The following is a 25,106-nucleotide window of genomic DNA, read 5'->3' as shown; positions in this document are numbered from 1 at the left end:
GCGAGAGGACCGTCGTTAACACGCCGATCACCGCGCTGTTCCACGTCCATCTTAGAATCTGGGAATCCTTGATCACCTTGCGATAATGACCGAAATGAAGATCAGATACTCGCAACCAATCCGCGAGCGTATAGACGTTAACGCCATCCGGCTTCAGCGAGACGATGATCATCCAGACTAGCGGGAAAATAAATAATAAGGCCAGCACGATCGCCAGCACTTGCACAGCCATTCGTTTCATAGTCAACCTCCGCTGCCGTCAGCCATCCGTGCGGCTCGATAATTTAAACTGAATAAGGGCGATCAGCAGCATCAAGCCGCAAAAAACGATCGACTGCGCCGAGGCCAGGCCGAACATATCCTTTTTAAACCCCGTCACATAAATGTAGCGTATCATCGTATTCGTCGAATCCCCCGGACCGCCGCCCGTCATGATCTGCACTTGCCCGAACAGCTTCAAACACGCAATAATCTGGTAAAAAATCTGTATATGCATGACCCTCGACAAGCCGGGGAGCGTTATGTGTCGGAACTGCTGCCAGCTGTCAGCCCCATCGATTGTCGCAGCTTCATAATGGTCTCTCGGAATTTCTTGCAAGCCGGCCAGGAACAGTACCATGACGAACCCTACCGTCCACCAGTCCGTTGTGATTGTCAGCGCCCACCAGGCATAATGGGAATTGGTCAGCCAATTGATATCCCCGTGAAGCCCGATCAGCTTCAGAAAAGCGTTAATCGGTCCATATTTGGAATCAAACAAGCGCAGCCAGATAAAGCTGATTACCGAAACGGACAGCACATAAGGCAAAAAGAATACCGATCGAATCAGCGTCCGGAACCAAAGCTTCTGATTAATGAGCAGTGCGAGCAGCAGGCCCAGAATGATGACCGTTGGCGCGCACAATAGGACGAAATAGAAGGAATGCCAAACGTACAAGTAAAAATCGGATGTGGTAAAAATTTTACGGTAATTCGCCAGCCCTACAAACTTCTGCATCCCTTGAATGCCCCAGACATGCAGGCTCATCCAGGCACCACGGCCGACGGGCCACAAGTAAAATACGGCAAAAGGCAGCAGAAAAGGCAGCAGATAAACAAGCGCATTCATTTCTTGAAAAAAGCGAAGCGGTTTCGAGGCACGCTGTGTTGTGCGGGTGTCCGCCTGGAAGTGCTCGTTCAGTTTCGTCTCCATGGGTAGGTTACTCTCCCTTGCTTCTATCTAGCAGAGGGACCTGCGGGCATCCGCCCGAAAGCCCCTCCTTGTCTGGGTGCAGCGTTAGTTCGCCAACACTTCGTTGATTTGTTTTTCCAGGTTTTTCAGGCCGTCTTCCGGGGATTGTTTACCGAAAATAATGTTTTGCAGCGACTCGGACACCGTCGTGATGATCGTTGTGTATTTATCGGTTTTGGGTGCGAATTTGACGGTTTTTTGCGCTTCGATAAAGAAATTGCGGTACGGCAGTTTGTTGTACTCCGCGCTTGCCGTCACCTTGCTGTTCGCCGGTACGTGACCCGCTTGGCCCCACGTCTGGCCGCCAACTTCGGAGAAGTACTTCATGAACTTCGCTGAAGCTTCTTGCTTCTCTGGCGTAACGTAGGACGGCACTACGAGCAAGTGCGAGCTGGCCCAATGCGTCTGCGAACCGAAAATCGCCGGCAGCGGCATCGCGCCGATGTTCTTGGACTTATCACCGAGCAGCAGCCCGGCTTCCCATACGCCCCCAAACCAGAGCGCGGCTTTGCCGTTGTTGAACGAATCCCATGGCGTTTTGTCGTTCAGATCGCTGTATTTGTTGTTATACAGATCCATGTAAAATTTAAGAACGGAGAGCGCTTTCTCGTTATTGATCGCTGCTTTGTTCATATCTGCATTCAAGAGGTCGCCGCCCGCTTCATAGTAGAGATTCAGAAACGGCTCTTGAAAATATGGCGTATTCACAGCCAATGGCTGCACATCCGGCACCTTCGCTTTGATTTGCGAGAGTGTTTTCTTAAAGCCTTCCGGCGAGAGCTCGCCCAGGTTCGGTGTGCCGTCTGCGTTCAACAGATCCGCTTTTTTCAGTAAATCCTTGTTGTAGTAAAACATATGGAAGTGCGTATCCAGCGGCACTGCATATGGCTTGCCATCGTACGTCACACTCTTCAGGTTGGAGTCGGTGATCTGCTTCAAGTCAAACCCAACCTTGCTCGCAAGCTGGTCAACCGGCACGATCTGCTTTGCCTTAACGAAAGGCGAAATGCGATCCACGTGCGCCACCGCCACATCCGGGCCTTTCGAGGAGGAAAGCGCTGTGCTCAGCTTCGCGTAGTATTCGTTCGACTCGAGGCGCAGCTGCTTCACGATAACTTCCTTCTGCGAGTCGTTGAAGCCTTTAATGATTTGGTCGACGAAGTCGCCCTCGCCGCCGCCGAACATATTCCAGAACGTAATCTCCACCGGGGAGGCGGCTTTCGTTTCTGCTGCTTTGGCTGTCTCCGACGGAGCGGAGGCGGCCGGTGTGGTACCGCTTTCTTTTGTGCTCGTCGAGCAGCCCGACACGACCATAGCCAGCGCCAAACTTGCTGTCATCAGACTTGCGATTTTCTTTTTCATTGTGATGGTCAACCCTCTCTCTGACATTTTGTTGGTTTGCGAAAGCCCTTCCAAACTGCCTTGCAGCGGTGCGGCTTCCTTGGTATTAACTTTAGCGCGAATTCGGGCTGGGCTGAACCGATAAAAAGCCTGCTTTGGGGGGACGATCGTAAGCTCTCTACGCGGCTTAGGACGACTCGGGGTGTAGAATATTACGGTAGGGGTGTAGATTTTACGGGTGGTTGGCGCGAAAAAAAGCCCGCCGAAAACCTCCGGCAGGCCGTTACACTTAATTTACGCTAACATTATCGAAGCTGACGCTGTTCGAGAAACCTCCCCGTACGCCGACCGTACCATTCGTATACGTTGTGTCGGTGAAGTTGATCTTTGACGTGGACATATCTCCGACATACACCTTGATGTTGCCTTCATTCACAACCACCTTCATTGTGTACCACGTGCCTGTCGCAATCGACATACTGGCCGAACTGAGCTGCGTATAGCCGTTGTTGAAGCGGCCGAGCCATAGGGTGCCCGTTCCCGAATCGATGCCTGCTCCGTAGCCAGTAAAGCTGTCGGTGCCTGTCGCCGGGTTCGTCACATTGAAAATCAGGCTGCCCTGACCCGCATTATTCAGCTTGATGTCGCCCTGGAGCGTAAAATTCCGTTTGGACGGATAGGGTGTCAGGACCGACTTATCCGCGGAGCCGGACGTCACATTATACGTGCCTCCGCTGACGCCCCAAGTGCCGCCATAACGTGCCCAGCCGTTGTCATTCGCCGCAAAATCGTTCGAATACGACGTCAGCAGCGAACCGAACCGCACTTGAATATTGTGCCCGCCCACGCTGCGGTTCACCGAGTCAATATAGGCGATCTCATTCGCCCCCGTCTGATAGATCGCTCCCCATAAGGAGTTGCCAAATGCCGGGGCGTCATTCGTGTACCAGCTTGCACCGTAATTGTTGCTCATCGATACGACATTGCTGTTCGAGATCAGCGCAAGTCGGCCGTCGCTCAAAGACAAAATATAAGGCCCGCCCTGCTGACTTGGCACCTGCGTGCCGATGCCGCTGGACCACGTTTTGCCGTCACTGCTCTTCTTCGTAAAAATGTTGCAGCTTTGCGTGCCGCACACCTCAAAGGCAACCATATATTGCCCGTTGGACATCTTCGTCCATACCGGCATGCCCGGACGCGCCCCGCTGTTCGACGGGTCCCATGCGACGTAAATCTCGCTGCCCCAACTCGCGCCGCCATTCGTCGAAATTTTCTCCGATACGATTTGGCTATACGACGGGGAGCCCGTTACATGCTTCTCATTGGCGTAATAGACCGCCAGCGAGCCATCGTCCAGGAAGCCCATATGCGGCTCATACACGCCTTTGTCCGGATTACCCAACGAGCCCGGCGAACCATTATTCTCGTCGATTGTGCTCAGGTAGCTCCAAGCGGAACCGCCGTTCGTGCTCTTATATACTTTGAGCTGATACGATTCCTGCCAACGCACCGAACGCATCGCCAGCAAAATATCTCCGTTCGGCAGCTGTGCAAACTGGCCGTTATCCAAATCTCGGCCGTCTTCCCACAGCGTAGCCGCCAGCGACCACGTCCGGCAGTTGTCCGTGCTTAGGAACACCTGCAGACGCGTACCGCCCCACGACACCTTGGTATAGCCGTTGTTATCGTAAATCGCCGCAACCGCCAGCCAGTTGCCGTTCGCCAGCTTGATCATGCGCGGGTACTCCGCCCCGAACGTCCCGGGGTGCAAACCGCGGGCGTCCGTTCCCGCATCGGTGAAGGTATTGATGTTCGTCACCGTCACGCTCGAGCCCCAGGTGATCGGGCCGTTCGCAGCGAACGCCGGCAGCGCGCCGAACAACAGCATGAGAAGGAGCAGGCTCATCACAAATGCGAAGCTTTTTTTGATCATTAACGTTCCCTCCATTCAAAAGTTAGCAGCCCCACGTTTGCCAGATGCCCGAACCAGCGCACATCCCGGCAAAAATGTAAGGGCTTACTTTTTGAAGTATACCGATTTCGTGCAGCGCTCATCTACCCACAATCGGACGGTGTGAGGGGAACAAACTTACGTTTTTCGCTGCAGGAGGGGGAGAAAATTATGATGCCGCAAATGGTACGCTGCCCTTCACAAACGGAAAGCCTTAGCCTATCCGGGCCCATAATACCAGGGGCATTATTCAACGGGGCATCAGCATGCACAGTCACCACCGGCGTTGTGGTGAACCTGCATTTTGTACAGCAAAATCCGTAGCATACACCGAATTTCCCGAGGGAAGCTGCATTTCTTACAGGAAAATTGGCGCCCGCACACCGTTATTCGAGGAAAAGGCACCCATTGCCGCACTTTTAATGTAGGTTTTACATGTTCCTCAGCCATTTAGTCGCATTCAAAGGAAATGACCTGCACATTTTGCAGGAAAGTGACTACGAGCGGCCTACGTTTGCCGGGGAACTTAAGCATCAATGAAAAGGAGCCCCCGATCACATCGGGAGCCCTAACTGCCAGCTACGCCTCTTCCCTCAACCGCGCAGCCAGCCACTCGAAGGCGCGAGCCAGCTCCGCCTGCGGAATCCGCCCTAAGCTGTCACCCACGCTCACTTCAAAAGAACAGCTCGACTCGCCGGTTGCCCGCAAGTAGCTCGTTAATCCGATCCCTGTCTCCTTGTACAGCGCGATCAGGATCGCCTCCAGCCGCTCCGCCGGCAGCGCGGCGTGCACGTGAAACATATTCGAAACCGGCACCGCCGGTTTCGTCTTCACACCCGCGCAGCCATTATACATGGCTGCGAGCGCCACCGCCTGCGCATAATACGCAGCCATGCGGGGCAGCCGCTGCTCCAGATAGTAGCGGCCGCTCAAAAAATACGGATACAGCGCGATCAGATCGCCGCCGTGCCTTCTTTTCCACACCTTGGACGACGTCGTGAACGACTCGTCCCCCGCCAGAATCGCCCCGGCGATGCCGCCGATGCCTTTATAGAACGAAAAGTATACGCTGTCGAACAGCGCGCACACCTCAGCCGCCGTCTTCCCGTAGTACGGCAAAATCTCAAACAAACGCGCGCCGTCCAGATGCAGCTTGATTCCCTTGCCCCGGCAGTAAGCCGCGATGGCCTCAAGCTCGTCATACGCCGGCAGTTCTCCGCCGATTTCCCGCTGCGGCAGCTCCAGCAGCAGGCAGGCAACATCGTCGCCCATCCCTGTCACATCGTCCAGCCGGATGAGGCGATCGGCCTCGCCGAGCAGCACTGGCTCCAGATGATGGAGCTCCTTCAGCCCATCCTGCTCGTGAATTTCCAGATGGCTCAGCGGATGATAGGCCACCTTCCTGCTCCCCTTGGCGTCGCTCCAGATGCGGAGTGCAATCTGCTGCGCCATCGTCCCGCTGGGGAAGAACACGGCGGTCTCCTTGCCCACAAGCGCCGCCATCTCCGACTGGAACTGCTCGATGAGCTCGCCCGTGCCGTAATGATCGCTGTCCAGCGAACCGTCAAGCCCCTCCAGTACGTTTTTTAACACTTGCACATTTCTCGGCCCGTTTCCCGGCACCTGATACTTGGCTTCATGAAAAGCAGCCGCTAACGGTGTTCGTTTCGTCATGCTGTTCGGACTCCTTGTCTGATTTCAAATTAGCAAGAACTTTGCTCAAGTTTCGTTTATAATTAGAGGTATACCTGCAAATAAAAGGAGATTTACCCATGGCAAACATCCTGCTTGGTCCCCGAGACCAGTTTACAGCAAGTCCGACCGAAGTAAAAGTTGGCGGCAAGGTTTACTTTCTGATCCAGGAAGAAGATCAGTATACGCTGCTGTCCGCTCGGTGTCCGCATGCGGGATTTACGGTCGAAATCGAAGATGACGAACTCGTCTGTCCACTGCACGGTTGGACGTTCGAGCTCCATTCCGGGCGCTGTCACAATGTGCCGAGCGCGCGGCTGCAAGCTTATCCGGTGCTGGAGATCAATGGTCAGCTGTACGCGGAGCTGGACTGATCCGATTCGTATAATTTTCCAAATCCCAAGTGATACTATCCCCTGGCAAAAATAAAATATCGGGTGTTGACATTGCCGCTGCGTCAACCTTTACAGTAAAGAAGTCAGGAGGTGACGAGGATGGAATACACCGTACAGCATCTGGGGAAATTGGCGGGCGTCTCCACGCGCACCCTGCGGTACTACGATGAGATTGAGCTTCTCAAGCCGGCGAGAATCAATTCATCGGGGTATCGCATCTACGGGCAAGCGGAGGTCGACAGGCTGCAGCAGATTTTATTTTATCGCGAGCTTGGCGTCGGTCTGGAAGAGATTAAAGCGATTCTAGCCCAGCCCGATTTCAGCCCCGCCGATGCGCTCAAGAGCCATCGCGAACTCCTACTTGACAAGCGCAGGCAGCTCGATCTCCTCATTACGAATGTGGATCGAACGATTGCCGCAGCAGAAGGGAGAATGGTCATGTCCGATAAACAAAAATTCGAAGGCTTTAAGCAAAAGCTGATCGATGATAACGAGTCGAGATACGGCAAGGAAGTCCGTGAGAAATACGGGGAAGACGCGGTAAACCGCTCGAATCAGAAGGTTAAAAATATGACGCAGCAGCAGCATGAGGAAATCACGCACCTGACGGAAGAGGTGCTGACGACGCTCGCTCATGCCTATCAAACCGGCGATCCCGGCAGCGAGCTCGCGCAAAAAGCCGCGGGGCTGCATAAGCAATGGCTTTGCTTCTACTGGGACCAGTATTCGCCGGAAGCACACAGAGGACTCGCCCAAATGTACGTCGACGACGAGCGTTTCAAGGCGTACTACGACGCCAAGCAGCCGGGCGCAGCGGAATTTTTGCGGGACGCCATCCACATCTATACGGATGGGCAATAGCGCGTTTTTAACTCTACTCTTTAAACATCCAATCTTTTAATAAGAGACGTCATATAATAGAATTACCACCAGCCGCCACACCACTCATTCCCGCCTCTTCACACAAAGAAGCGCAAGTCTTTGGTCACAAAGACTTGCGCTTCTTTTATGATTATCCCGCCAAGACCTCGCCCGACGGTTTGACAAGCGCCTTGGATTGCCAGACGCGGCTTCTCCAGCGCCAATACATCAGCACGCCTCGTGTCCACTCGTCCGCGGCAAAAGCGATCCACACACCGAGCAGCCCCATTTCCTCATGAATGCCGAGATAGTAAGCGAGCGGTACAGAGATGCCCCACATCGAGACAGCCCCCATCATAACCGGAAATCTGGCATCACCCGCGGCGCGCAGCGAGTTGATGACAACCAGGTTAAACGTACGCCCCGGCTCCAGTAGAATAGAGAGCAGCAGGATACTCGAACCCAGCGAGATAATATCCGGGTTGGAGGTAAACAAACCTAGCAGCTCCTTGCGGAAGAGCGCAGTGATCCCCACAACAACGAACGCGAGCATGAAACTGATTTTCAAACTTCGAATCAGCTTATGATACGCCTCATTGAAAGCGCGGGCGCCGACCATATGGCCGACGATAATTTCCGTGCCAAGCCCGATCGCCATCCCGAGCGCCATGAAGTAGTTCGAAATGTTCATCACATACACATGCGCGCTAAGCGCCGTCGGGCCAATGATATTGATGAAGCCGAAAATGACGAGATACTGTGTCTGCCACGATATTTGCTCCCCGGCGGCCGGCAGGCCGATGCCGAGAATGAGGTTGACGATTTTCCGGTCGAAGCGCACATAATCGCGCCACTGAATCGGCACCGAAATTTTGCGGTACAGGAGCAGAATAAGAATGAGCAGACCGATAAACCGGCTGACCACCGTCGAGACCGCGGCCCCCATCACACCCATTTCAGGGAAGCCGAACATCCCGAAAATGAGCAGCACGTTCCCCATCACGTGAATGATGTTGATGCCGAGCGTCACGAACATCACATCGCGGGTGTGCCCGTTGGAACGCAGAATCGACGCAATTGCGCTGGACAACGCCTCCACCCAGATGAACGAGCTGACGAGCAGCAGGTAGCCTTTGGCGATCTCAATCTGCTCCGGCGCCAGGTGAATGAGGCGCATGAGCGGCTCGGATAGCACGACAAGCAGGACGGAGATCACTAGTCCAAAAATCCCGTTTATTGAAATCGCTAACGCCGAAATTTTGCTGGCTTCCGCCTTTTTCCCCGCGCCCAAATACTGCGCAACGGATACGGAGGTGCCGATCCCGACAAAGCCGAATAACAGAATACAAAAGACGATAATTTCATTCGCTAGTCCGACGGCTCCCGTGACTTCATCGGAGATGCGGCTCAGCATGAAGACGTCGGCTGTTCCGAGCATCATCCGCAGGACGGAATCGATCAGAAGCGGCCACGTGACGGCGAATAAGTTCATTTTTTTCCATGATGCTTGTGCTTCCATCGCTTGAAATCACCTCTAAGTTGCAAATGACATCAGTTTACGGTACGAAAGCGATTGCAGTCAATGCATTTACTTCAACTTCATAAAAACGGAAAAACTCTCAGATTATCGTTCGGATAATCTAAGAGTTTCCTCCTCGCAACTTCCGTTTAGTTTAAGCTGACCCATGCGCCTTTTTGGTCGGCCGAGGCCATCTCTGCCACGACGATTTCAATTGTCGCCTGCGTGGAGGCCGGCGTTGCCGTTGTGACCGTTCCGCCTGCAATCAGCGTCTCTACGAAATATTTAAGTTCAAGATAGTAGCCCATCTCCGGTGAAATGTCCGGTTTGAAGCCGCTGCCAGCATTTTCGTTCACTTTGAGGCCGTCCGCGTTAAAGATCAGGTTGCCCTTCTCGAAGTTGACGCGGAACTGCATGTCGAACCCGTAGTCGCCTTCCAGCGTCCAGTCGGCTTGCGCATTGATGACTTTGCCGTCCGGGTACAAATAGTTTGTAGACACGATGTCGTAGCCGCTGCCCGGCACGACATTGCGCGCCAGCGTCGACACCGCTTCCGGCTTGTCAAACAGCCAGTTGATCATGTCGATGTCGTGCACGTGCATGTCCAGCAACGCGCCGCCGGACTTCGACTTGTCGATCAGCCAAGGCCCCCAAGTCGGCGTCGCGCCGCCGCGGTAGAAAAAGCCGCTCGTCACCTTGCCGTACGTGCCTTTTTCAATCACATCTTTCAGATATACATACGCCGGCCAGAAGCGCAGACATTGGCCGATCATCAGCTGCTTGCCGTTCGCTTCCGCCGCGGCAATCATAGCCTCGCACTCTTCCACGGAGCCTGCCATCGGCTTCTCGCACAGCACATGGACGCCAGCGTTCAGACATTGAACGGAAATTTCCTTGTGCAGGAACGTCGGCAGCGTAATATCGACCATGTCGAGCTGCTCTTTTTCCAACATCTCCGCAACGCTTGTATATTTCGCATAACGGTTAAAATCAAGCCCGGAATCGCCTGTATCGATATTGCCCGCCTGCGCTTTGCCTTCCAGCTTCTCAGGATCTACATCGCAGAGCGCCACGACTTGAATCGCTACGCCTTCCGCTTCCAGACGCGCGTAGTTTTCAAGATGCGTTCTGCCCATGAAACCAAGGCCGATTAATCCGATTTTTAACATGTGTTACTTCCTCCCTAGAATGGCGTCCATCGCCCCTGATGTATTGTAGATGATCTGCTCGCCGTGATGCGTGTAGCCCGGTATCATTTCGGCAATCACATAATCGTCATAGCCGACCGCTTGCAAAGCCTTCATCACTTCCGGATAGTTCACGTCGCCGGCCAGGAGGTCTACGAAGCCATGCAATCCGCCAGCCGCGCGGCGGTAGTCTTTGAAATGCACTTTTTTGATGCGATCCTTGAGAATCGTGATCCAATGCTCAGGGTAGCCGGAGAACACCACGTTGCCGACATCGAAGTAGGCGCCGACATACGGGGAGCCGACTTTATCGATGAAATCTCTCATCTCCAGCGGCGAGAGCAGGAATTTGTTCCACACATTTTCAAGCCCGATGGACACTTTATGCGCTTCCGCTTCCGCAGCCAGCTCCGTGAACGCTTCCAAGGCATTGTCATAAGCCTCATCGTACGGCACCACTTCGGAATCCGGAATAAAATCGACGCCCACCGCGCCAGGCACAACGAGAATCGTATCCACACCCAGTGTAGCTGCATGTTCAAGCTGCTTTTTCACAATATCTTTAGCCTTCTGACGTGTCTCCGTTTTGCTGCTCGTCGGGGGATACGACCAGTACAATCCGCTCGCGAGCGAACTGAGCTGAATACCTTTGTCCTCCGCGTACTGACGGTATGCGGCAACTTCCTTTTCACTGCTTTCGAGGCTTAATTCGCCGGTTTCGTTCAGGGCAAGCTCAATGCCGTCAAAGCCGGCCTTCTTCGCAATATCGATACACTCGTTAACCTTCAGCATCCCTGGAAAGGACCAAATGTTAATCCCTTTTTTCATCCCTATCTCCTCCGTTCTATATCCTCATTATAAAAGGAACCCGGCCCCTTGGATTTATCCAATCAGCCGAATAATTTGCACTTTGCGAAAGCGCTTATGGTAAAATAAAGGGACGACACAGGGCGCAGCCAAGCGCCCCAGAGAGGACAGACGGCATGCAATTTCCACGTCTTACGCTGGAAGAATCCATTGCGATTCGGGAGTTAATCTCCTTTCATTATTTTGAATACGCCAAAGGCTTCGTCTTCGAAGGCGAACAGCACGACTTTTGGGAAATCCTCTACGTCGACAAAGGCGAGGTCGAGGTGCGCGCTGACGAGCAGGTGCACGTGCTGCAGCAAGGACAGCTGATTGTCCATCAGCCGGAGGAATTCCACACTGTGCATGTGAAGCACTCGTACAAACCGCCGAATCTGATCGTCATTGCGTTCAGCTCGAATTCACAGGCGATGATGCAGCTCGCCCGCAAAATCGTGGCGCTCGGTGACCGTGAGCGGAATCTGCTCTCGCTGATCGTGCAGGAAGGCTTCCAGGCGTTCCTGCCTCCATTCGACAGCCCGTCGGAACACATGCTGGAGCGCAATCCGGCGGCGCCTTTCGCCGCCGAGCAAATGATCAAGCTGCAGCTGGAGCTGCTGCTCATTACGCTGATTCGCAGGCTTGGGCAGCCGGCGTTGCAAGACAAAGTGCGGCTCAAGCAATCCTCGCTGCAAAAAGAAAAAGCCGAGCACGACATCGTCGCGAGCATCGTGGCGTATTTGCAGGCACATCTCGCGGATACGCTGACGCTGGATACGCTGTGCCAGACGTTTCATCTCGGCAAAAGCCGGATGAAAGAGCTTTTTCAATCTCAACGCGGCATGGGCGTGATGGAGACGTTCAAAGTGCTGAAGATCGAGCAAGCCAAGACGTACATTCGTGAGGAGCATTACAACTTGACGGAAATTGCCGGAATGCTCGGGTATACCAGCATTCACTATTTTTCACGCGATTTTAAAAAGATGGTCGGCATGCCCCCCTCCGATTATGCGAAGTCGACGAAGGCGCGCATTCAACTATGAAAAAAGCTCCGAAGCCACAGCGCACATGTGGTTTCGGAGCTTTTTGCGGTTTTATTTGATGACCTTCACGAGGCGTTTCGCCGTACCTTCCGGTGTGTCGATCGTTTCGTACACATTGACTGTGAACGGGTAGCTGAACTGTTCGGAAGAAATGTTGGATGCATCCAATACCTGCTGTCCGGAGATCAGCTTGTTGACGCCTGTAAAGGTTGCATCTTTTGAACCTACAACACGTCCGGCATTGTCAACAATCTCAAAGCGAAGCTTGGAGAAGTTGTTGTCGACAACGACATTCTCCTGCTGCTTGATGTCCAGGTCCAGACGGAATTTGTACGTGTACATCAATTGCGCCGTCGTTTGCGTGCCTACTGTCACATCGTTGAACTTGAGGTCAAATGGATAGAGCGAGATCACGCCGTCTTTCTCTTCGTCCTGCAGGCTTGTTTGCAGCGCCGCAATGGTTGTTGTATAAGGCGCTGCGGATTGCGCGTCAAGCAGCTTCAGGGAGAAGTTCTTGCCTTCTTCCGACTGCGGCACGATGAAGGAATAGCTCACCACATAGCTGAGGCCTGGGTTCATCGTTGCCGTCACGTTCGCTTGGCGGCTGCCGGTATAAGTCACACCATGCGCATTCGTCAGTTGCGTCTGGAACGTCGGTGTCGTTACCGGCGAAGTGCTGGTGTTCGTCAGCTTGAACTTCGCCACCGCCGTTTGATAACCTTCGCCCGGATTCTCGTGCAGGTGAAGCTCCATCAAGGACACTTGCGTCGTTTTATCTACGACTTTGGACAAGCTGTCGAACGGAATTGGCTGGCCGATCGTGTAGGTTGTCGCAACGGCTCCGCCTTGCGCCGCCGGCCAAGGGAAAGCGAGCTTGCCGGTCGCAATCACGGCTGCCTGGCCGCTGTCTTTCGCCACGTAGGTGTCTGTCGAAGCAACCACCAGGTTCGTCAAGTCCGCGCCGTTCTCCAGTTGAATCGCGTAGTGCACGTAAGCTTGGCCGCCCGCTTCCAACGTCACCGGCGCCGTTTCCGTACGCTTGCCTTCAAAGCTCTTATCCGCGGACAAGCCGTCCACGCGGAAGGTTGGCACCGTTTCGCGGCCTGCGCCCGGATTGCTCACGAGCAGCGTCACCAGGGCAACGCGACCTGTTGCCGTGTTCTGGATCGTCGCCTCGGTCGGCTTGTACGTCAAACCGGAGTTCACGCCAGGAATGGCGAAGGCGTCGCCCCACGCCAGGTTGTCAATGCCTTGCAGTGCGGTGCTGCCCGTGCCGCCGTACCATACCGATGGCGTCGCGAGTGCAAGCAGCGTCGTTTCGACCTTCGGATACGTGTACAAATCCACGTTTACGAAGGATACTTGCGAAATCGCGCCGATCTCCTTCGTATCCACCGTGGATACGTAGACGAGCTCGCCGATTTCTTTCGGCTGCAGCGACGCTTTGTTCGCTGCGCTCGGTTTAAGCGTATACGTCAGACCGTTCGTCGTCTGCACGCGCAGCTCATGCTCCGGCACGCGGTTCACTTGCGCGCCGCCGTTATAGAGGCGTACCGTGACGGCCAGCTGGGAGCCCGTTGCGGTTGGCGTCGCGGAGACGCTCTTCACCGCGGCGCGAATGTCGCTGGTTAGTCCGTAGTTCACGGACGATGCCGTAGTCGCGGTGGAGGCGGCGTCAGCCGCCCATACCGCCGTACCGCCCTGCACGATCATTGTCCCTACTACGAGCGTAGTCAAAAGGGACTTCCATGGTCTTTTTTTCATGTGGTTATTCTCCTTCATGTAAGAGGTAGTTCAAACACTCACTATAAATTGAAAACTGTTATTTCGCTGCCGGTGTTGCGGACGGCTGAGCGGAAGCTTCCGTGCTGCCGACTTTCTGTCCGTCTTTCAATGTATTTTGGCCGGAGATGACGAGTTGATCGCCTTCTTTCACACCTTCCAACACTTCTTGATTCTCGCCATTGATGCGGCCCAGCTTCACTTTACGCTTCATATATTGATCGCCTTGCTGAATGAAGACGAACGTATCGGACGCTTCACGAATAATGCTCAGTGTCGGAACAACCGGCACTTTCTCTTCCGATTCCGTCGTGAGCTGCACCATGTAGCGAGTACCTGGCTGCAATTGGTGATCCGTATTCGGCACCGCAAGCTCCAGTGTATAGGTTTTCGTAGCCGCACTCATAATTGGGGCCAAATAGCTGACTTTCGCCGTACCCTTCTTATCCGGTGTGTTCGGGTTGTAGTACACGAGCTCCTGCTTGCCTTTAACCAGCAGATAATTATTTTCGGACAATTCCGTTTTAATTTTGATCGGATCGATTTCCTGAACTTGCGCGATTCTGCCTGCTGCGGCCGATACCGTTTGGCCTACCACTACGTTAAAATCCGTCAAAACGCCGCTGCCCGGCGCCTTTACTTCGAAGTTGTCGAGGGCGCGTGTGGCATCATCCAAATTTAATCTTGCGGACTCGGCTTGCGTTTCTGCCGCGGCGATGGAATCCGAATTATCGAATGCGGAGAGCTTCGCCTTTGCCGAGTCGTAAGACATCTGTGCGTTGTCCAGCGCCTGCTTCACTTGGTCCACTTGGCGCTGTGTCACAGTGCCCGCATCGAAATCGTTGCGGATTTTATTGTAATCCTGCTGCGCATTTTGCAGCGCCGTTTGTGCGCGCTCCACACCGTCCGCTAAATCCTTACGATTGTTTACCTTGCTGTCTCTCGCTTGCTGCAGCGATTGCTGCGCGCTTTTCACCGCAAGCTCGCTCTTGCGCTGCGCTGAGACCGCGTCTCGATTGTCGATAACGAACAACACATCGCCTTTTTCGACATAGTCGCCTTTTTGCTTATTCACGGATGTCACTTCGCCGTTCGCTTTTGCAATGACATCCAACGTCACGCCTGCCGTTACATCGGCAATTTGTTCTACCGGCGAAGAAATCGTCACTTTTTTGACAGCTTCAACTTTAACAGGCTTTGGCGTTAGTTGAACAGTTGCCTGCTTACTGGCGCCTGGTGCGGAGCAAGCCGAAGCCATGAGGGCGACAGCGGTAACAACCGCCATGACGCCCATTCCGCGATATCTGAATCGATTGTTTCGCAAACTTTTGCTAATCATCTATGTGCCTCCTTATACCTCTACCGAGCTTGTAGTCATTTTATCGGCTTTTTTATTCCGTTTGAACATGCGCCCCATCCGATTCTTAATGCTGTCGATCAATTCGTACACAATCGGCACGACGACAAGCGTAAGAACCGTGGATGTGATCAGACCGCCGATGACGACGACGCCAAGGCCTTTACCGATCAAGCCGCCTTCAGCTGAAATTCCAAGTGCCAACGGAAGCAATGCCATGATCGTTGCGCCAGCCGTCATAATAATCGGACGAAGACGAACTTTACCCGCCTCAATCAAAGCATGGCGAACCGTATAGCCGTCTTCGCGCAGCTGCTGCGCACGGTCGATCAACACGATCGCATTCGTCACGACGATACCGATCAGCATGAGGAAGCCAATCATCGAGGTGACCGTAAGCGGCTCTCTGGTGATGACAAGGCCGAGCAAACCGCCGATGGCCGCAAGCGGCAAGGAGAACAGAATCGCGAATGGCGCGCCGGCGTTGCCAAAGGCAAGCACCATAATCAAGTACACGACGAATACCGCGGCCGCCATTGCAACTAACAGTTGTGAGAAGCTTTCGTTAACATCGTCCGAGACACCCTCGACCTTCGTCGTAACACCTTCCGGCAGTTCCAGTTGGCTTAATTCTTTGGTCAACTTGTTGCTTACTGCTGTCTTATTTTTATCATTGATTTTGGCCGTGACTTGCAATAGTTGGAACTGGTCAACGCGATTGAGTGATACAGCGCCCATAACCTCGTTCAACTTCGCAACTTCTTTCAAATAGACCGTGGATCCGTTCGGTCCGGCAAGCGGGATGTCACCCAGCTTTTCAAGCGAATTTCTCTCCGATTTATCCAACGACACTGTCGTCGTATACGTAATGTTATCGAACTTCAGATCGCCCAGTTTCTGTTTCTGAATCCACAGGCGAGCCGTATCCCGAACCGTAGCAGCACTCAAGCCGTAAGCCCGCGCTTTGCTTTGATCGACGGTAATTTCAATTTCTTTATTGGCATCACTTAAGTTGTCTTCAATATTCGACAGTTCCGGATAAGTTTTCAGCTTTTCCTTGACCATCGCCGCAGCTTTCTCAAGCTGCAATTGATCGTCGCCTCTCAGCATATAAGCAAAATCCGTCGAGGACACGCCGCCCATATCGCCTTCCATGGAAGCCGGCACAACCTCGGAGCCAGCTGGCAGTTCAGACAGCATATACGTTTTAACTTGCTCCTTGACTTTCGTCGGATCAAGTTTATCGTTCACTTCAACGAAAATTTGCGCAGCGTTCGGTGTACGCCCGTCTTTGCCCGTTTCAATCGTACTGCCGGAGTAGCCCACCAACGTTTCAACAAATTTAAAGACAGGCTCACCGTTGGAATCTTTCAAATCAAGCAAGGTGCCTTCGATTTCCTTCGTTTTGGCATCTGTCGCATCAAAAGGCGTCGTATTCGGCAGTTTGAGCTTGAAATACATCGTGTGTGACGGAGCCGATTCCGGCAAGAATGAAAAGGACAAGAACGGGATGCATCCTCCGATGGTTACGACCAGGATAAGCAGGGACATCAAGAGCGTTTTGATGCGATTTTTCAAGCTCCAAGTCAGAACCCGCTCGTAGAATAACGTCATCTTCGTTGGTGCATTCTCATCATGGGCCTTGCCTGGCTTGCTGTTCATGACGAGCAGTTTGGACAGCATCGGAATGACAGTTAACGCAACGATTAAGGAAGATAAGAGTGCGCAAGCAATTGTTAAGGCAAATGGTCGGAAGAAGCCGCCAACAACGCCCGTAACGAGCGCCAGCGGAGCAAATACCCCAACCGTTGCCAGCGTTGACGATGTGATTGCCATGGATACCTGCTTGGTAGCCAGCAGAATGACGGATTCTTTGCGCTCCTGCGCTTTTTCCAGGGATGCATAAATATTTTCAATGACGACAATCGAGTCATCCACGACCCGGCCTACAGCGATAAAGATACCGCCCAGCGTCATCGTGTTCAGCGTCAGATCGAGCTGCGACATGAGAAGCAGCGTAATCAGAATGGAGAGCGGAATCGAGACGAGTACGATCAAGGTCATCCGGACATTGCGGAGGAAAACGAGAATCATCAGGGAAGCCAACACCGCCCCGACCACGCCTTCGCGTACAAGTCCAGCGATGGATTCTTTAATTTGATCCGCACTATCGTACGTGCTCACAAAGGAAATGTTCGGAAGCGTTGTTTTCCAATCTTCGATTTTCTTGTGGATGCCATCCGAGAAGTCAACCGCGTTCGCGCTGCCGGCTTTGTATAGAATCAACCCGATAGCTGGCTTAGCATCCAAACGTCCATTATACGTATTCTCTGTAATGGATTTGATCTTCGCAACTTGATTAAGCGTCACAATATCGCCTTTTGGCGTAGTAATCTCCAGGTTCTGCAATTCATACAGCGAGTTGATATCGCCGGTGACCCGAGCCATGCGGTCGTTGCCGTCGATTTGTACGCTGCCGATCGGCGATTTGGTGACAGCCGAGTTAATCGCATTGCTGACCATCCCCGGCGACAGACCGAATTGACTCATCGCAGTCGCATCAAGTTCGATGTCAAGCGATGTATCCCGGGCGCCGATGATGTCCATATGGTCGATGCCTTTAATGCTTTCCAGACCGGGTTTAATCGTATCTTTGAACGATTTGTCCAGTTCGGTTTGGCTCACGCCATCTTTGGCCGATGCGACGAGATAGTTCGACGGGAACGATGCCGCGCCAAACGTCGAGGCCTTAGGTGAACTCGCGGAAGTCGGCAGAGACACCTCTTGCAGCAGATCTTGGACCGCCTGCTTCTTTTTGTCGACGTCAACGTTTTGCTTGAAGAAAACGATGACCATCGAATAGTTGTCACTGGAGACCGATTGCATTTTATCCAAATCTTCGATGTTGGACAATTTCTTTTCAATCGGAACCGTAATTTCGTCCATGACGTCTTTAGGCGAACCTATGTAGGTCGTTGTAACTGCAACTACTGGAAAAGAGACGTTGGGCATGCTCTCTTCCTTGAGTTGAGTCGCCGAATACAAGCCGCCCATGAACAGCATGATCATCATGATGAACAGTGCCGCTACGTTCTTCATGGAAAACTGAGTAAGTCGATTCATTCCTGTACTCCCCTCAATAAAATGTTTGTAAGGTTAAGATACACGTTCAATATGAACCCAATATGAACAAAACAAAAAAACTTGGCAAACAATTGTTCGCCAAGCGCTCATTTGTTATTTTTTTGCCATAAAATTCGTGACCGGCAGCACGATGAGAAATACCGTGCCTTTTCCAGCCTCGCTCTGCACCTCGATCGTCCCTTGATGCATATCGATGATTTTCCGTACAATCGCCAGTCCCAAGCCGCTCCCGCTGTCCCTTTGCCGGGCTTGATCCACTTTATAGAAGCGATCAAAAATACGGATTTGATCCTCTTCCGGAATCCCGATGCCATTATCGTGAATCCATACCTGAACCCGGTCCCGCAGCGGCACCAGCTTGACGTGAATATGTCCGCCGGACGGCGTAAACTTAATGGCATTGCCGATCACGTTCGTCCATACTTGATTGAGCTGGTCAGCATCGCCGGAAATTTTGACCCGCGGCAGCGCCAGATCGATGTCCAGATCTTTTGCCGACCATTGCGGCTCGAAAAAAACGACAATGCGCCGAAGCTGCTCATCCAGGTCATATACAGTCGGATGAAACGGATGGTGCTCCGATTCCAAGGAGGCCAATTTAAGCAAATTTTCGCTTAGCCGCGACAGCCGCTCGCTTTCCCTCTCGATAATCTCTAAATACTGTTGACGGCTTAGCTCGTCAATCTCCGACGATTCCCTGAGCGCCTTGGAAAAGCCGCGAATCGAGGTCAGCGGAGACTGAATCTCGTGCGACACATTGGACACAAAATCCTGCCGCATTTGTTCGAGCTGCTTCAACTCGTTCGCCATATGATTGAAGCTCTCTGCCAACTTGCCCAGCTCATCCTTATTGTTAACTTTCACGCTAACGTTAAAATTGCCGCGCGCGAGCTTCTCCGTCGCCACGGTCAGCTTCTTGAGGGGATTCACCAAATAGCGCGAAGCGATCAGAATGAGCACCGAGCCAATGGTCAGGACGATGATGAGCACGATGGTGATGATGAACTGTACCTGATTCTTCATGGATTGCGTAAAGTTCATCTGGATAAAAAGCGCAAAGCGCTGCCCGTTCGACTGGATCGGAACGCCAACCTTCAGACTGTTGATGGCACCGACGTGGATGGAGCCGTAATCGAGGCTTTTGTACGTGTTGCCTTGCAGGACCCCGGCAATCTCGGAAGCCTGTATGCGCGGTTTCCCTTTATTATCCTTCGGAATCGGACTGAAGGGATTGCCCTCGCTATCAAACAACGTAAACAAATAATTCTCGTTCAGCCGGTTGGAACTGGCAATGAATGAACTCATGTTTTTGGGCTGAACATCTTCGCTGATCGCTACAATCTGTTTCCCCATATTCAACATTTCCTGCTGAAATTCCGAAGAAATGACGTTCGTAAAGAAGTAGGTTGCGAGTGGAAACGCCACGACGATCGACGTGAGCACGATGGCGAGAAACGTCAGGACGACGCGAAAATAAAGGGATTTGATCATGCTTTAACCTCTAATCGGTACCCAAGTCCGCGAATCGTCTTGATTTCGAAATCCGCAGTCAGCGGCTCGAAGCGTTCGCGCAATCTTTTAATATGAACATCGACCGTCCGTTCGTCGCCTTCATAATCCATCCCCCAAATCTGCTCTATGAGCTGCGTTCGCGTGAAAATTTGCCCGGGATGGCCCGCCAGCTTGTACAGCAGCTCAAATTCCTTGAGCGGCAAGCTTGTCCGCACATCGTGCACTTTCACATTGAGGGTCGACCGATCAATCAAGATACCCCCGAGCGCAATCGTTTGCGATGTGTTGATGCGGTATCGCTTCAGCAGCGCTTTGACTCGCATGACCAGTTCAACGGGATCAAACGGCTTGACCAAATAATCGTCCGTTCCGAGCTGAAAACCCTTGACCTTATGGACGGACTCGCTCTTCGCGGTCACCATAAGCAGCGGGAGGTCAGCGTAGAGCTTTCTCAGCTCCCGGCACAGCTCCCAGCCGTCCATAATCGGCATCATCACATCCAGCACAACCAGTTCCGCAGGCGTCGTTTCCATCATATGCAGCGCTTCCTTGCCATCGCTCGCTTGCAACACGCTGAGGCCCTCACGATCCAAATAAATCCGGATCAACTCCCGAATATCCGCGTCATCGTCCACGACCAAAATTTTCGTCACAGCTGTTCCGTCTCCCCTTTACAACCTTAAGTGCGTGTACTTCCTCTACAAATATGGAATCGGGTCCTTGGCGCCTGCTTCCTCAAACCCTTTCAACCGCAGACGGCAGCTGTCGCACACCCCGCATGCCTCGGCTTTGCCGTTATAGCAGGACGTTGTCAGCTCATACGGCACACCGATTTTGAGCCCTTCTTCGATAATACGCGCCTTCGTCCAGTCAATGAGCGGCGTCTCGATCTTAATGCCTTTCCCTTCGACACCCACTTTTGTCGCCAACTCAATCACTTCTTCCACTTTGTGAATGAACTCCGGACGGCAGTCCGGGTAGCCGCTGTAATCGAGCGCATTGACTCCAATATAAATCGCACTGGAACCCGTCACTTCCGCGTAGGACGTCGCAATCGACAAGAACAATAAGTTCCGCCCCGGTACATACGTGACCGGAATTTCATCTGTCTGTTCACTTTCCGTCACATTCGGCACGTCAATGCTGTCATCCGTGAGCGCGCTGCCCCCGAAATCGCGCAGGAAGTCGAGCTTAATGATTTTATGCCGCTGGGCCACGCCGTAATGTGCCGCCACTTGCTTGGCATTTTCAATTTCAATTTTATGGCGCTGCCCATAATCAAACGAAATCGGATACAATTCGTATCCCGCTTCTTTGGCAATGCCCATACACGTCGTGCTGTCAAGGCCTCCGCTTAGAATGACAACCGCGCGTTTCACGCTTACTTGTGCGCTCATTTTTCGCCACCGCTTTCTTTTTCTATATTCAAAAGAGGACCCTTAGGCCCGCGCGGCTATACACCGCGCATGGCCGGATCCCAAATGATCTTATGCAGCTGCATATTCAGCTTCACCTTCGACAACCCCGCGCTCAGCATCTTCTCGACGAGCTTGTAGGGCGGCATCGTCTCCCAGACCGGGCTGAACATCGGCAGCGCCTTCGTCGGATACGACTCCAACACGTCGACAGCTGTCTGAAAATCAAGATCGCTGCCGATAACGAACTTCAGCTCGTCTTGCTCCCGCAGCAGGGCAAAGTTGCCTGTCTGCATCTGCTCCATCTCGCCCGAGTCGGGCAGCTTGTAATCCATGATGTACCTCACCTTCGGGGAGGCTACTTTGGCGATGAACGGTGCCAGATCGATCGCACCGTTCGTCTCGATGTGCAGGTCGTCGACCTGCTCCAGCGCTGCGAGCGCCTCGACGAGGGCGAGCGATTTCTCCCCATACAGGAGTGGCTCACCGCCTGTGAGGCAAATATGCCGGGAGCGGAACGTCTGCACCTTGCTGACAATTTCAGCGATGGTCATGACGTTCTCCGCTTCCGCAGGCGGATAGCTGTACTTGGTGTCGCACCAGGTACAGCGCAGGTTGCACCCAAAGAGACGGACGAAGATCGTCGGGAACCCGGCACGGGTTCCTTCGCCCTCGACCGTCTCAAAGATTTCCACCATCGGAATGCGATAATCCTGCATTACACGTCCTCCTCCATCATCGCGCGCGTGATGGCGGCGTAACTGGTCGGCGTTTCCCATAGCCGAATTTCTTCCAGCTGAATGCCCGGGTGCAGCCCTTCATCCAGCAAACCGCGATGGATTTCTTCGTACATCCAGACGACCATATTCTCAGCCGTTGTATTCATCGGCGGCAGCACCTCGTTGAGATAGCGATGGTCGAGTCGATCGATAACGCGTTCTTTGGCTATGCGCTTAATATCTCCAAAATCGATAGCAATTCCCCGGTGATCCACTTTGCCGCGCATGATCACCTGGAGCTTATAGGTATGTCCATGCAGACTTTTACATTTTCCCTCATAGCAATGCAGATGATGTGCACTGTCAAAGGTAAACTCCTTGGATACCAAAACGGATTTATGGTGATATTTCAATTGATTCTCTTGGATGTCTCGTCCCAATCTCTGAATATCGCTTGGGATATCGTAACTCATTTCTTATCACCTCATTCATTCAAAAACAGCACTCTACATTATAACATAAAATGCGCGCTTGTCACCTGGCTAGTGTTAGGAAGGAATATCATTAGCGTCTGCCGGCTTGACGCCAGTCCAGATGACTTCTAATCTCTTGCATCCGTTCGTTTTCCCCGCGCAAATCCGCCTCGATATCAGCCGTCAGACGCTCAATCTGCTGCACGACCGAATCGGGCAGTTCCACGTCTTCCAGCGACTTTACTATATACAACAAGCATTGAAGCGTTTCTTCCATGAGGTTCTTTTTTTTTCCACTCAAGATCACTTCCGTAAGAAAAATGAGGTGATTGAGCTCCTTCTGCGTCATCTTCAAGAGGGACCGCCCCTTTCTCACCTTCCATTATCCAACATTTTCCGACAACACGAAAGTCTCTCTTGACAGCCATAACTATAACATTTATTATTACAGTAATTTGTTATTACATTTAATACAGTTAGAATTCGATAAGCATTCCAACGTTTACCCCGCATGCGAATGCTTTTGCGATATCATACTAAAAAAATAAAATTCCGTGGAGGGAAAATCATGAGTACACAAGTTCAAAATGAAGTCCTGAAAGTGTTGGAAGAGCGTCACTCCGTCAAGCAATATCAAGCCGGCCACCAAATGCCGAAGGCCGATCTGGAGCAATTGTTAACATCTGCCGCTCAAGCACCATCCGCGTGGAACCTGCAGCACTGGAAATTCCTTGTGATCGACGATCAAGCGCACAAAGAGAAACTGCTTCCGATCGCCTACGGTCAAAAGCAAATCGTTGAAAGCTCCGTTGTGATTGCGGTGCTTGGCGACCTCGAAGCGAACAAAAACGCGGAACTTGTCTTCGGACCAGCCGTTGAAGGCGGCTTTATTCCACAAGCCGTGAAAGATTCGCTCGTATCCCAAATCGAAAACGCCTATCAATACCCGCAAGTCGCTCGCGACGAAGCAATCCGCAACGCATCTCTGGCGGCTATGAACCTGATGATCGCCGCAAAAGCACTTGGCTATGACACTTGCCCAATGGGCGGCTACGACGCAGCGAAATTCGTTGAAGCGTTCAACGTGCCGGCTCGTTATGTGCCTGTGATGCTGATCAGCGTAGGTTTGGCGGCTACCCCTGCAAGACCGTCCGGACGTTTGACACTCGATCAAATTGCAGTAGCAAACACGTTCTAATCCATCATTCGAAAAAGGCATGGCACTCGGAACTTGAGGTTCCGTAAGCCATGCCCTTTTTATTGAATTTAATGCAATTGTTCGGTTTCAAACAAAATTTCATCAATCAATTTATTGCGATAGAGCATGGACACATTAAACGTTTCGTACTCATTTTCCTTATCCAGCTCGTCCAGCAGCAATGTCGCAATCAATTCCCGATCATCGGGGCTCCCTGGCTCCCGAAAATCAATAAAGCCTGTCAACTGACGGGAACTGACGTCAATCGTTGCGGTTCCGATCGGCAGACTGCCATTCGATTGCTCGTAAATTTCATAAGTCAACGTATCCCCATCATCTCGCGCGAGAACGATAGAGTAGTCGTCGCGGTTCGGCAGTACATCGAACTCCTCGTCGGCTTCCATTTCGTCCGAAAGGTCCAGCACATCCAGATGCGTCAGTTCAATCGTGTCCACCGTCTCCCCGTTATACTGCATGTGGAACACAAAGGAATCCGTGTCCTCTTCATTGAAGTCGTCGACGATCAACTCTGTCACGAGATCCATTTCTTCTTCGAACGGATCGAAACTCCAGGTAATATCGCCGATCACTTCCGGACCGTACAACCGAAGCGAGGCTTCCGCAACGAGATCCGCCTCCCGATCGTAGATTTGATACTCCACGTGATTGCGCGATTCCCCGACAATTACAAGCTCATACCCTTTATCCTGCTTATGCTGCTGCAGCAAGGTCCATTGGGAATGATCAACAGCCTCTTCTTCAACGATCATACTGAGCGGCGCACCGTCATCCACCCATTCGTATTCAATTTGATCTTGAAAATTTTCATAAACACGCTCAGCCAACTCACTCTGTTCGGAAACAGGCCGTATCGCATGATCTGTGGCAATGACAAAATCATAATCGCTGCAGCTCGCCGTCACCTCACACTCGGTAATGTTCAGCGCATCCACCAAATTCTGCACATACGCTTGCACGCCGTCATAGACATCCTGCTTGCTTTCTTCAGCAATCGACTGCTCCTCCAGATGAATCGAGCCTTTCATACGATCCGATTCCCTGTAGACTAGCGTTAACGTACCGACAAACTCCCCATTATACAGTATATCGCAGACTTCGCCGCCTGCTGTTTTCAGGTCGGGTGTAAGCCTTATATCGGCCATGGCACTCACGCCTCCTCTACAGATCTAGTTCTTCATTCGTAGAATGTCCCAATTTCGACCAAATTATGAGCAATCAGGATAAACGTCTATACACATCTGCCCTTCCGCACATATCTTAACATATACCAGCAACCAGAGAGGAGGGAATACGCAATGTCAGCAGGTGTAGGCTACTCCGCAGGAGCAATCTTGGTTCTTTTCATCTTGCTCGTAATCATCTCCAGCGCATTCGTACTCTAATCCTTCCAACGTAAAAAGAAGATCCTTGTCGACGAAC

Annotated in this window: 22 protein-coding genes and 1 pseudogene; 5 read left to right on the top strand and 18 right to left on the bottom strand. The window is 52.4% G+C overall.

The genetic code is table 11. The annotated features are described in order from the left end of the window. From EJQ19_RS26025 to EJQ19_RS26005, 5 genes and pseudogenes are all read right to left on the bottom strand, one after another. Positions 1–241: pseudogene (locus tag EJQ19_RS26025) on the bottom strand (carbohydrate ABC transporter permease); the annotation flags it as partial. Between the two features lie 18 nt (positions 242–259). Then, a complete protein-coding gene (locus EJQ19_RS26020) occupies positions 260–1,192 on the bottom strand; it encodes a carbohydrate ABC transporter permease (RefSeq protein ID WP_126144157.1) in 933 nt (310 codons plus the stop codon). 84 nt (positions 1,193–1,276) lie between these two features. Next, positions 1,277–2,593 (bottom strand): ABC transporter substrate-binding protein, encoded by a 1,317-nt coding sequence (locus EJQ19_RS26015; RefSeq protein WP_241243088.1) that lies wholly within the window; start codon positions 2,591–2,593, stop codon positions 1,277–1,279. Positions 2,594–2,861: 268 nt separating this feature from the next. After that, positions 2,862–4,505: a 3-keto-alpha-glucoside-1,2-lyase-like domain-containing protein gene (locus tag EJQ19_RS26010; protein WP_241243087.1), complete on the bottom strand. Its 1,644-nt coding sequence runs from the start codon at positions 4,503–4,505 to the stop codon at positions 2,862–2,864. Positions 4,506–5,102: 597 nt separating this feature from the next. After that, positions 5,103–6,197, bottom strand: a complete 1,095-nt coding sequence (locus EJQ19_RS26005) for a threonine aldolase family protein (RefSeq protein ID WP_126144156.1) — start codon at positions 6,195–6,197, stop codon at positions 5,103–5,105. A gap of 98 nt (positions 6,198–6,295) precedes the next feature. Here EJQ19_RS26005 and EJQ19_RS26000 point away from each other — a divergent pair, with 98 nt between their 5' ends. Continuing rightward, positions 6,296–6,589 carry a Rieske (2Fe-2S) protein gene (locus EJQ19_RS26000; RefSeq protein WP_126144155.1) on the top strand — a complete coding sequence of 98 codons (294 nt, stop codon included), beginning with the start codon at positions 6,296–6,298 and terminating at the stop codon, positions 6,587–6,589. Between the two features lie 120 nt (positions 6,590–6,709). After that, positions 6,710–7,471 carry a MerR family transcriptional regulator gene (locus EJQ19_RS25995; RefSeq protein WP_126144154.1) on the top strand — a complete coding sequence of 254 codons (762 nt, stop codon included), beginning with the start codon at positions 6,710–6,712 and terminating at the stop codon, positions 7,469–7,471. Positions 7,472–7,622: 151 nt separating this feature from the next. Here the strand turns inward: EJQ19_RS25995 and EJQ19_RS25990 are convergent, their stop codons facing one another. The 3 genes from EJQ19_RS25990 to EJQ19_RS25980 all read right to left on the bottom strand — a co-directional run bounded on the left by EJQ19_RS25990 (position 7,623) and on the right by EJQ19_RS25980 (position 11,005). Beyond that, a complete protein-coding gene (locus EJQ19_RS25990; RefSeq protein WP_126144153.1) occupies positions 7,623–8,990 on the bottom strand; it encodes an MATE family efflux transporter in 1,368 nt (455 codons plus the stop codon). 149 nt (positions 8,991–9,139) lie between these two features. Continuing rightward, positions 9,140–10,159 carry a Gfo/Idh/MocA family protein gene (locus EJQ19_RS25985; protein ID WP_126144152.1) on the bottom strand — a complete coding sequence of 340 codons (1,020 nt, stop codon included), beginning with the start codon at positions 10,157–10,159 and terminating at the stop codon, positions 9,140–9,142. 3 nt (positions 10,160–10,162) lie between these two features. Beyond that, a complete protein-coding gene (locus EJQ19_RS25980) occupies positions 10,163–11,005 on the bottom strand; it encodes a sugar phosphate isomerase/epimerase family protein (protein WP_126144151.1) in 843 nt (280 codons plus the stop codon). Between the two features lie 155 nt (positions 11,006–11,160). Here EJQ19_RS25980 and EJQ19_RS25975 point away from each other — a divergent pair, with 155 nt between their 5' ends. After that, positions 11,161–12,066: an AraC family transcriptional regulator gene (locus EJQ19_RS25975; protein ID WP_126144150.1), complete on the top strand. Its 906-nt coding sequence runs from the start codon at positions 11,161–11,163 to the stop codon at positions 12,064–12,066. Between the two features lie 51 nt (positions 12,067–12,117). Here EJQ19_RS25975 and EJQ19_RS25970 read toward each other — a convergent pair whose 3' ends face one another. The 9 genes from EJQ19_RS25970 to EJQ19_RS25930 all read right to left on the bottom strand — a co-directional run bounded on the left by EJQ19_RS25970 (position 12,118) and on the right by EJQ19_RS25930 (position 22,817). Further along, the gene (locus EJQ19_RS25970) at positions 12,118–13,830 is read right to left on the bottom strand and encodes a hypothetical protein (protein ID WP_126144149.1); all 1,713 of its coding nucleotides are present in this window, start codon (positions 13,828–13,830) and stop codon (positions 12,118–12,120) included. Between the two features lie 58 nt (positions 13,831–13,888). After that, positions 13,889–15,187 carry an efflux RND transporter periplasmic adaptor subunit gene (locus EJQ19_RS25965; RefSeq protein ID WP_126144148.1) on the bottom strand — a complete coding sequence of 433 codons (1,299 nt, stop codon included), beginning with the start codon at positions 15,185–15,187 and terminating at the stop codon, positions 13,889–13,891. Positions 15,188–15,199: 12 nt separating this feature from the next. Beyond that, the gene (locus tag EJQ19_RS25960) at positions 15,200–18,328 is read right to left on the bottom strand and encodes an efflux RND transporter permease subunit (RefSeq protein WP_126144147.1); all 3,129 of its coding nucleotides are present in this window, start codon (positions 18,326–18,328) and stop codon (positions 15,200–15,202) included. A 114-nt stretch (positions 18,329–18,442) separates the two neighbouring features. After that, complete coding sequence (locus EJQ19_RS25955) at positions 18,443–19,840, bottom strand: sensor histidine kinase (protein ID WP_126144146.1); 1,398 nt, start codon at positions 19,838–19,840, stop codon at positions 18,443–18,445. Then, complete coding sequence (locus EJQ19_RS25950) at positions 19,837–20,514, bottom strand: response regulator transcription factor (RefSeq protein ID WP_126144145.1); 678 nt, start codon at positions 20,512–20,514, stop codon at positions 19,837–19,839. Before EJQ19_RS25950 ends, EJQ19_RS25955 begins: the two co-directional genes overlap by 4 nt. A 45-nt stretch (positions 20,515–20,559) precedes the next feature. Further along, a complete protein-coding gene (queC, locus tag EJQ19_RS25945) occupies positions 20,560–21,258 on the bottom strand; it encodes a 7-cyano-7-deazaguanine synthase QueC (RefSeq protein ID WP_126144144.1) in 699 nt (232 codons plus the stop codon). A gap of 56 nt (positions 21,259–21,314) precedes the next feature. Beyond that, positions 21,315–21,995 carry a 7-carboxy-7-deazaguanine synthase QueE gene (locus tag EJQ19_RS25940; protein ID WP_126144143.1) on the bottom strand — a complete coding sequence of 227 codons (681 nt, stop codon included), beginning with the start codon at positions 21,993–21,995 and terminating at the stop codon, positions 21,315–21,317. Further along, positions 21,995–22,468, bottom strand: coding sequence for a 6-carboxytetrahydropterin synthase QueD (gene queD / locus EJQ19_RS25935; protein WP_126144142.1), 474 nt, complete (start codon positions 22,466–22,468; stop codon positions 21,995–21,997). The genes EJQ19_RS25940 and queD overlap by 1 nt, the downstream gene beginning before the upstream one ends. A 91-nt stretch (positions 22,469–22,559) precedes the next feature. Next, complete coding sequence (locus EJQ19_RS25930) at positions 22,560–22,817, bottom strand: hypothetical protein (protein WP_241243090.1); 258 nt, start codon at positions 22,815–22,817, stop codon at positions 22,560–22,562. Between the two features lie 219 nt (positions 22,818–23,036). Between EJQ19_RS25930 and EJQ19_RS25925 the strand changes: the two genes are divergently transcribed. Beyond that, the gene (locus EJQ19_RS25925; protein WP_126144140.1) at positions 23,037–23,666 is read left to right on the top strand and encodes a nitroreductase family protein; all 630 of its coding nucleotides are present in this window, start codon (positions 23,037–23,039) and stop codon (positions 23,664–23,666) included. Positions 23,667–23,734: 68 nt separating this feature from the next. On the opposite strand, the gene EJQ19_RS25920 is transcribed toward EJQ19_RS25925, so the two are convergent. Beyond that, on the bottom strand, positions 23,735–24,829 hold the full coding sequence (locus tag EJQ19_RS25920) for a hypothetical protein (protein WP_126144139.1): 1,095 nt from the start codon (positions 24,827–24,829) through the stop codon (positions 23,735–23,737). Between the two features lie 153 nt (positions 24,830–24,982). Between EJQ19_RS25920 and EJQ19_RS32690 the strand changes: the two genes are divergently transcribed. Beyond that, a complete protein-coding gene (locus EJQ19_RS32690) occupies positions 24,983–25,069 on the top strand; it encodes a YjcZ family sporulation protein (RefSeq protein WP_241243089.1) in 87 nt (28 codons plus the stop codon). The last annotated feature ends 37 nt before the right edge of the window (positions 25,070–25,106 follow it).

Origin of the sequence: Paenibacillus whitsoniae, assembly GCF_003955665.1 — a bacterium.
GTDB classification, from domain to species: domain Bacteria; phylum Bacillota; class Bacilli; order Paenibacillales; family NBRC-103111; genus Paenibacillus_E; species Paenibacillus_E whitsoniae.
This window is presented reverse-complemented; position numbering and strand designations above follow the sequence as displayed.

Coding starts and splice junctions, on each gene's coding strand:
- EJQ19_RS26000 (WP_126144155.1), top strand. CDS start 6,296: ATGGCAAACATCCTGCTTGGTCCCCGAGACCAGTTTACAGCAAGTCCG.
- EJQ19_RS25960 (WP_126144147.1), bottom strand. CDS start 18,328: ATGAATCGACTTACTCAGTTTTCCATGAAGAACGTAGCGGCACTGTTC.
- EJQ19_RS25990 (WP_126144153.1), bottom strand. CDS start 8,990: ATGGAAGCACAAGCATCATGGAAAAAAATGAACTTATTCGCCGTCACG.
- EJQ19_RS26005 (WP_126144156.1), bottom strand. CDS start 6,197: ATGACGAAACGAACACCGTTAGCGGCTGCTTTTCATGAAGCCAAGTAT.
- EJQ19_RS25995 (WP_126144154.1), top strand. CDS start 6,710: ATGGAATACACCGTACAGCATCTGGGGAAATTGGCGGGCGTCTCCACG.
- EJQ19_RS25975 (WP_126144150.1), top strand. CDS start 11,161: ATGCAATTTCCACGTCTTACGCTGGAAGAATCCATTGCGATTCGGGAG.
- EJQ19_RS26010 (WP_241243087.1), bottom strand. CDS start 4,505: ATGATCAAAAAAAGCTTCGCATTTGTGATGAGCCTGCTCCTTCTCATG.
- EJQ19_RS25980 (WP_126144151.1), bottom strand. CDS start 11,005: ATGAAAAAAGGGATTAACATTTGGTCCTTTCCAGGGATGCTGAAGGTT.
- EJQ19_RS25970 (WP_126144149.1), bottom strand. CDS start 13,830: ATGAAAAAAAGACCATGGAAGTCCCTTTTGACTACGCTCGTAGTAGGG.
- EJQ19_RS25955 (WP_126144146.1), bottom strand. CDS start 19,840: ATGATCAAATCCCTTTATTTTCGCGTCGTCCTGACGTTTCTCGCCATC.
- queC (WP_126144144.1), bottom strand. CDS start 21,258: ATGAGCGCACAAGTAAGCGTGAAACGCGCGGTTGTCATTCTAAGCGGA.
- EJQ19_RS25925 (WP_126144140.1), top strand. CDS start 23,037: ATGAGTACACAAGTTCAAAATGAAGTCCTGAAAGTGTTGGAAGAGCGT.
- EJQ19_RS26020 (WP_126144157.1), bottom strand. CDS start 1,192: ATGGAGACGAAACTGAACGAGCACTTCCAGGCGGACACCCGCACAACA.
- EJQ19_RS25985 (WP_126144152.1), bottom strand. CDS start 10,159: ATGTTAAAAATCGGATTAATCGGCCTTGGTTTCATGGGCAGAACGCAT.
- EJQ19_RS25930 (WP_241243090.1), bottom strand. CDS start 22,817: ATGACGCAGAAGGAGCTCAATCACCTCATTTTTCTTACGGAAGTGATC.
- EJQ19_RS32690 (WP_241243089.1), top strand. CDS start 24,983: ATGTCAGCAGGTGTAGGCTACTCCGCAGGAGCAATCTTGGTTCTTTTC.
- EJQ19_RS25940 (WP_126144143.1), bottom strand. CDS start 21,995: ATGCAGGATTATCGCATTCCGATGGTGGAAATCTTTGAGACGGTCGAG.
- EJQ19_RS25965 (WP_126144148.1), bottom strand. CDS start 15,187: ATGATTAGCAAAAGTTTGCGAAACAATCGATTCAGATATCGCGGAATG.
- EJQ19_RS25920 (WP_126144139.1), bottom strand. CDS start 24,829: ATGGCCGATATAAGGCTTACACCCGACCTGAAAACAGCAGGCGGCGAA.
- EJQ19_RS26015 (WP_241243088.1), bottom strand. CDS start 2,593: ATGAAAAAGAAAATCGCAAGTCTGATGACAGCAAGTTTGGCGCTGGCT.
- queD (WP_126144142.1), bottom strand. CDS start 22,468: ATGAGTTACGATATCCCAAGCGATATTCAGAGATTGGGACGAGACATC.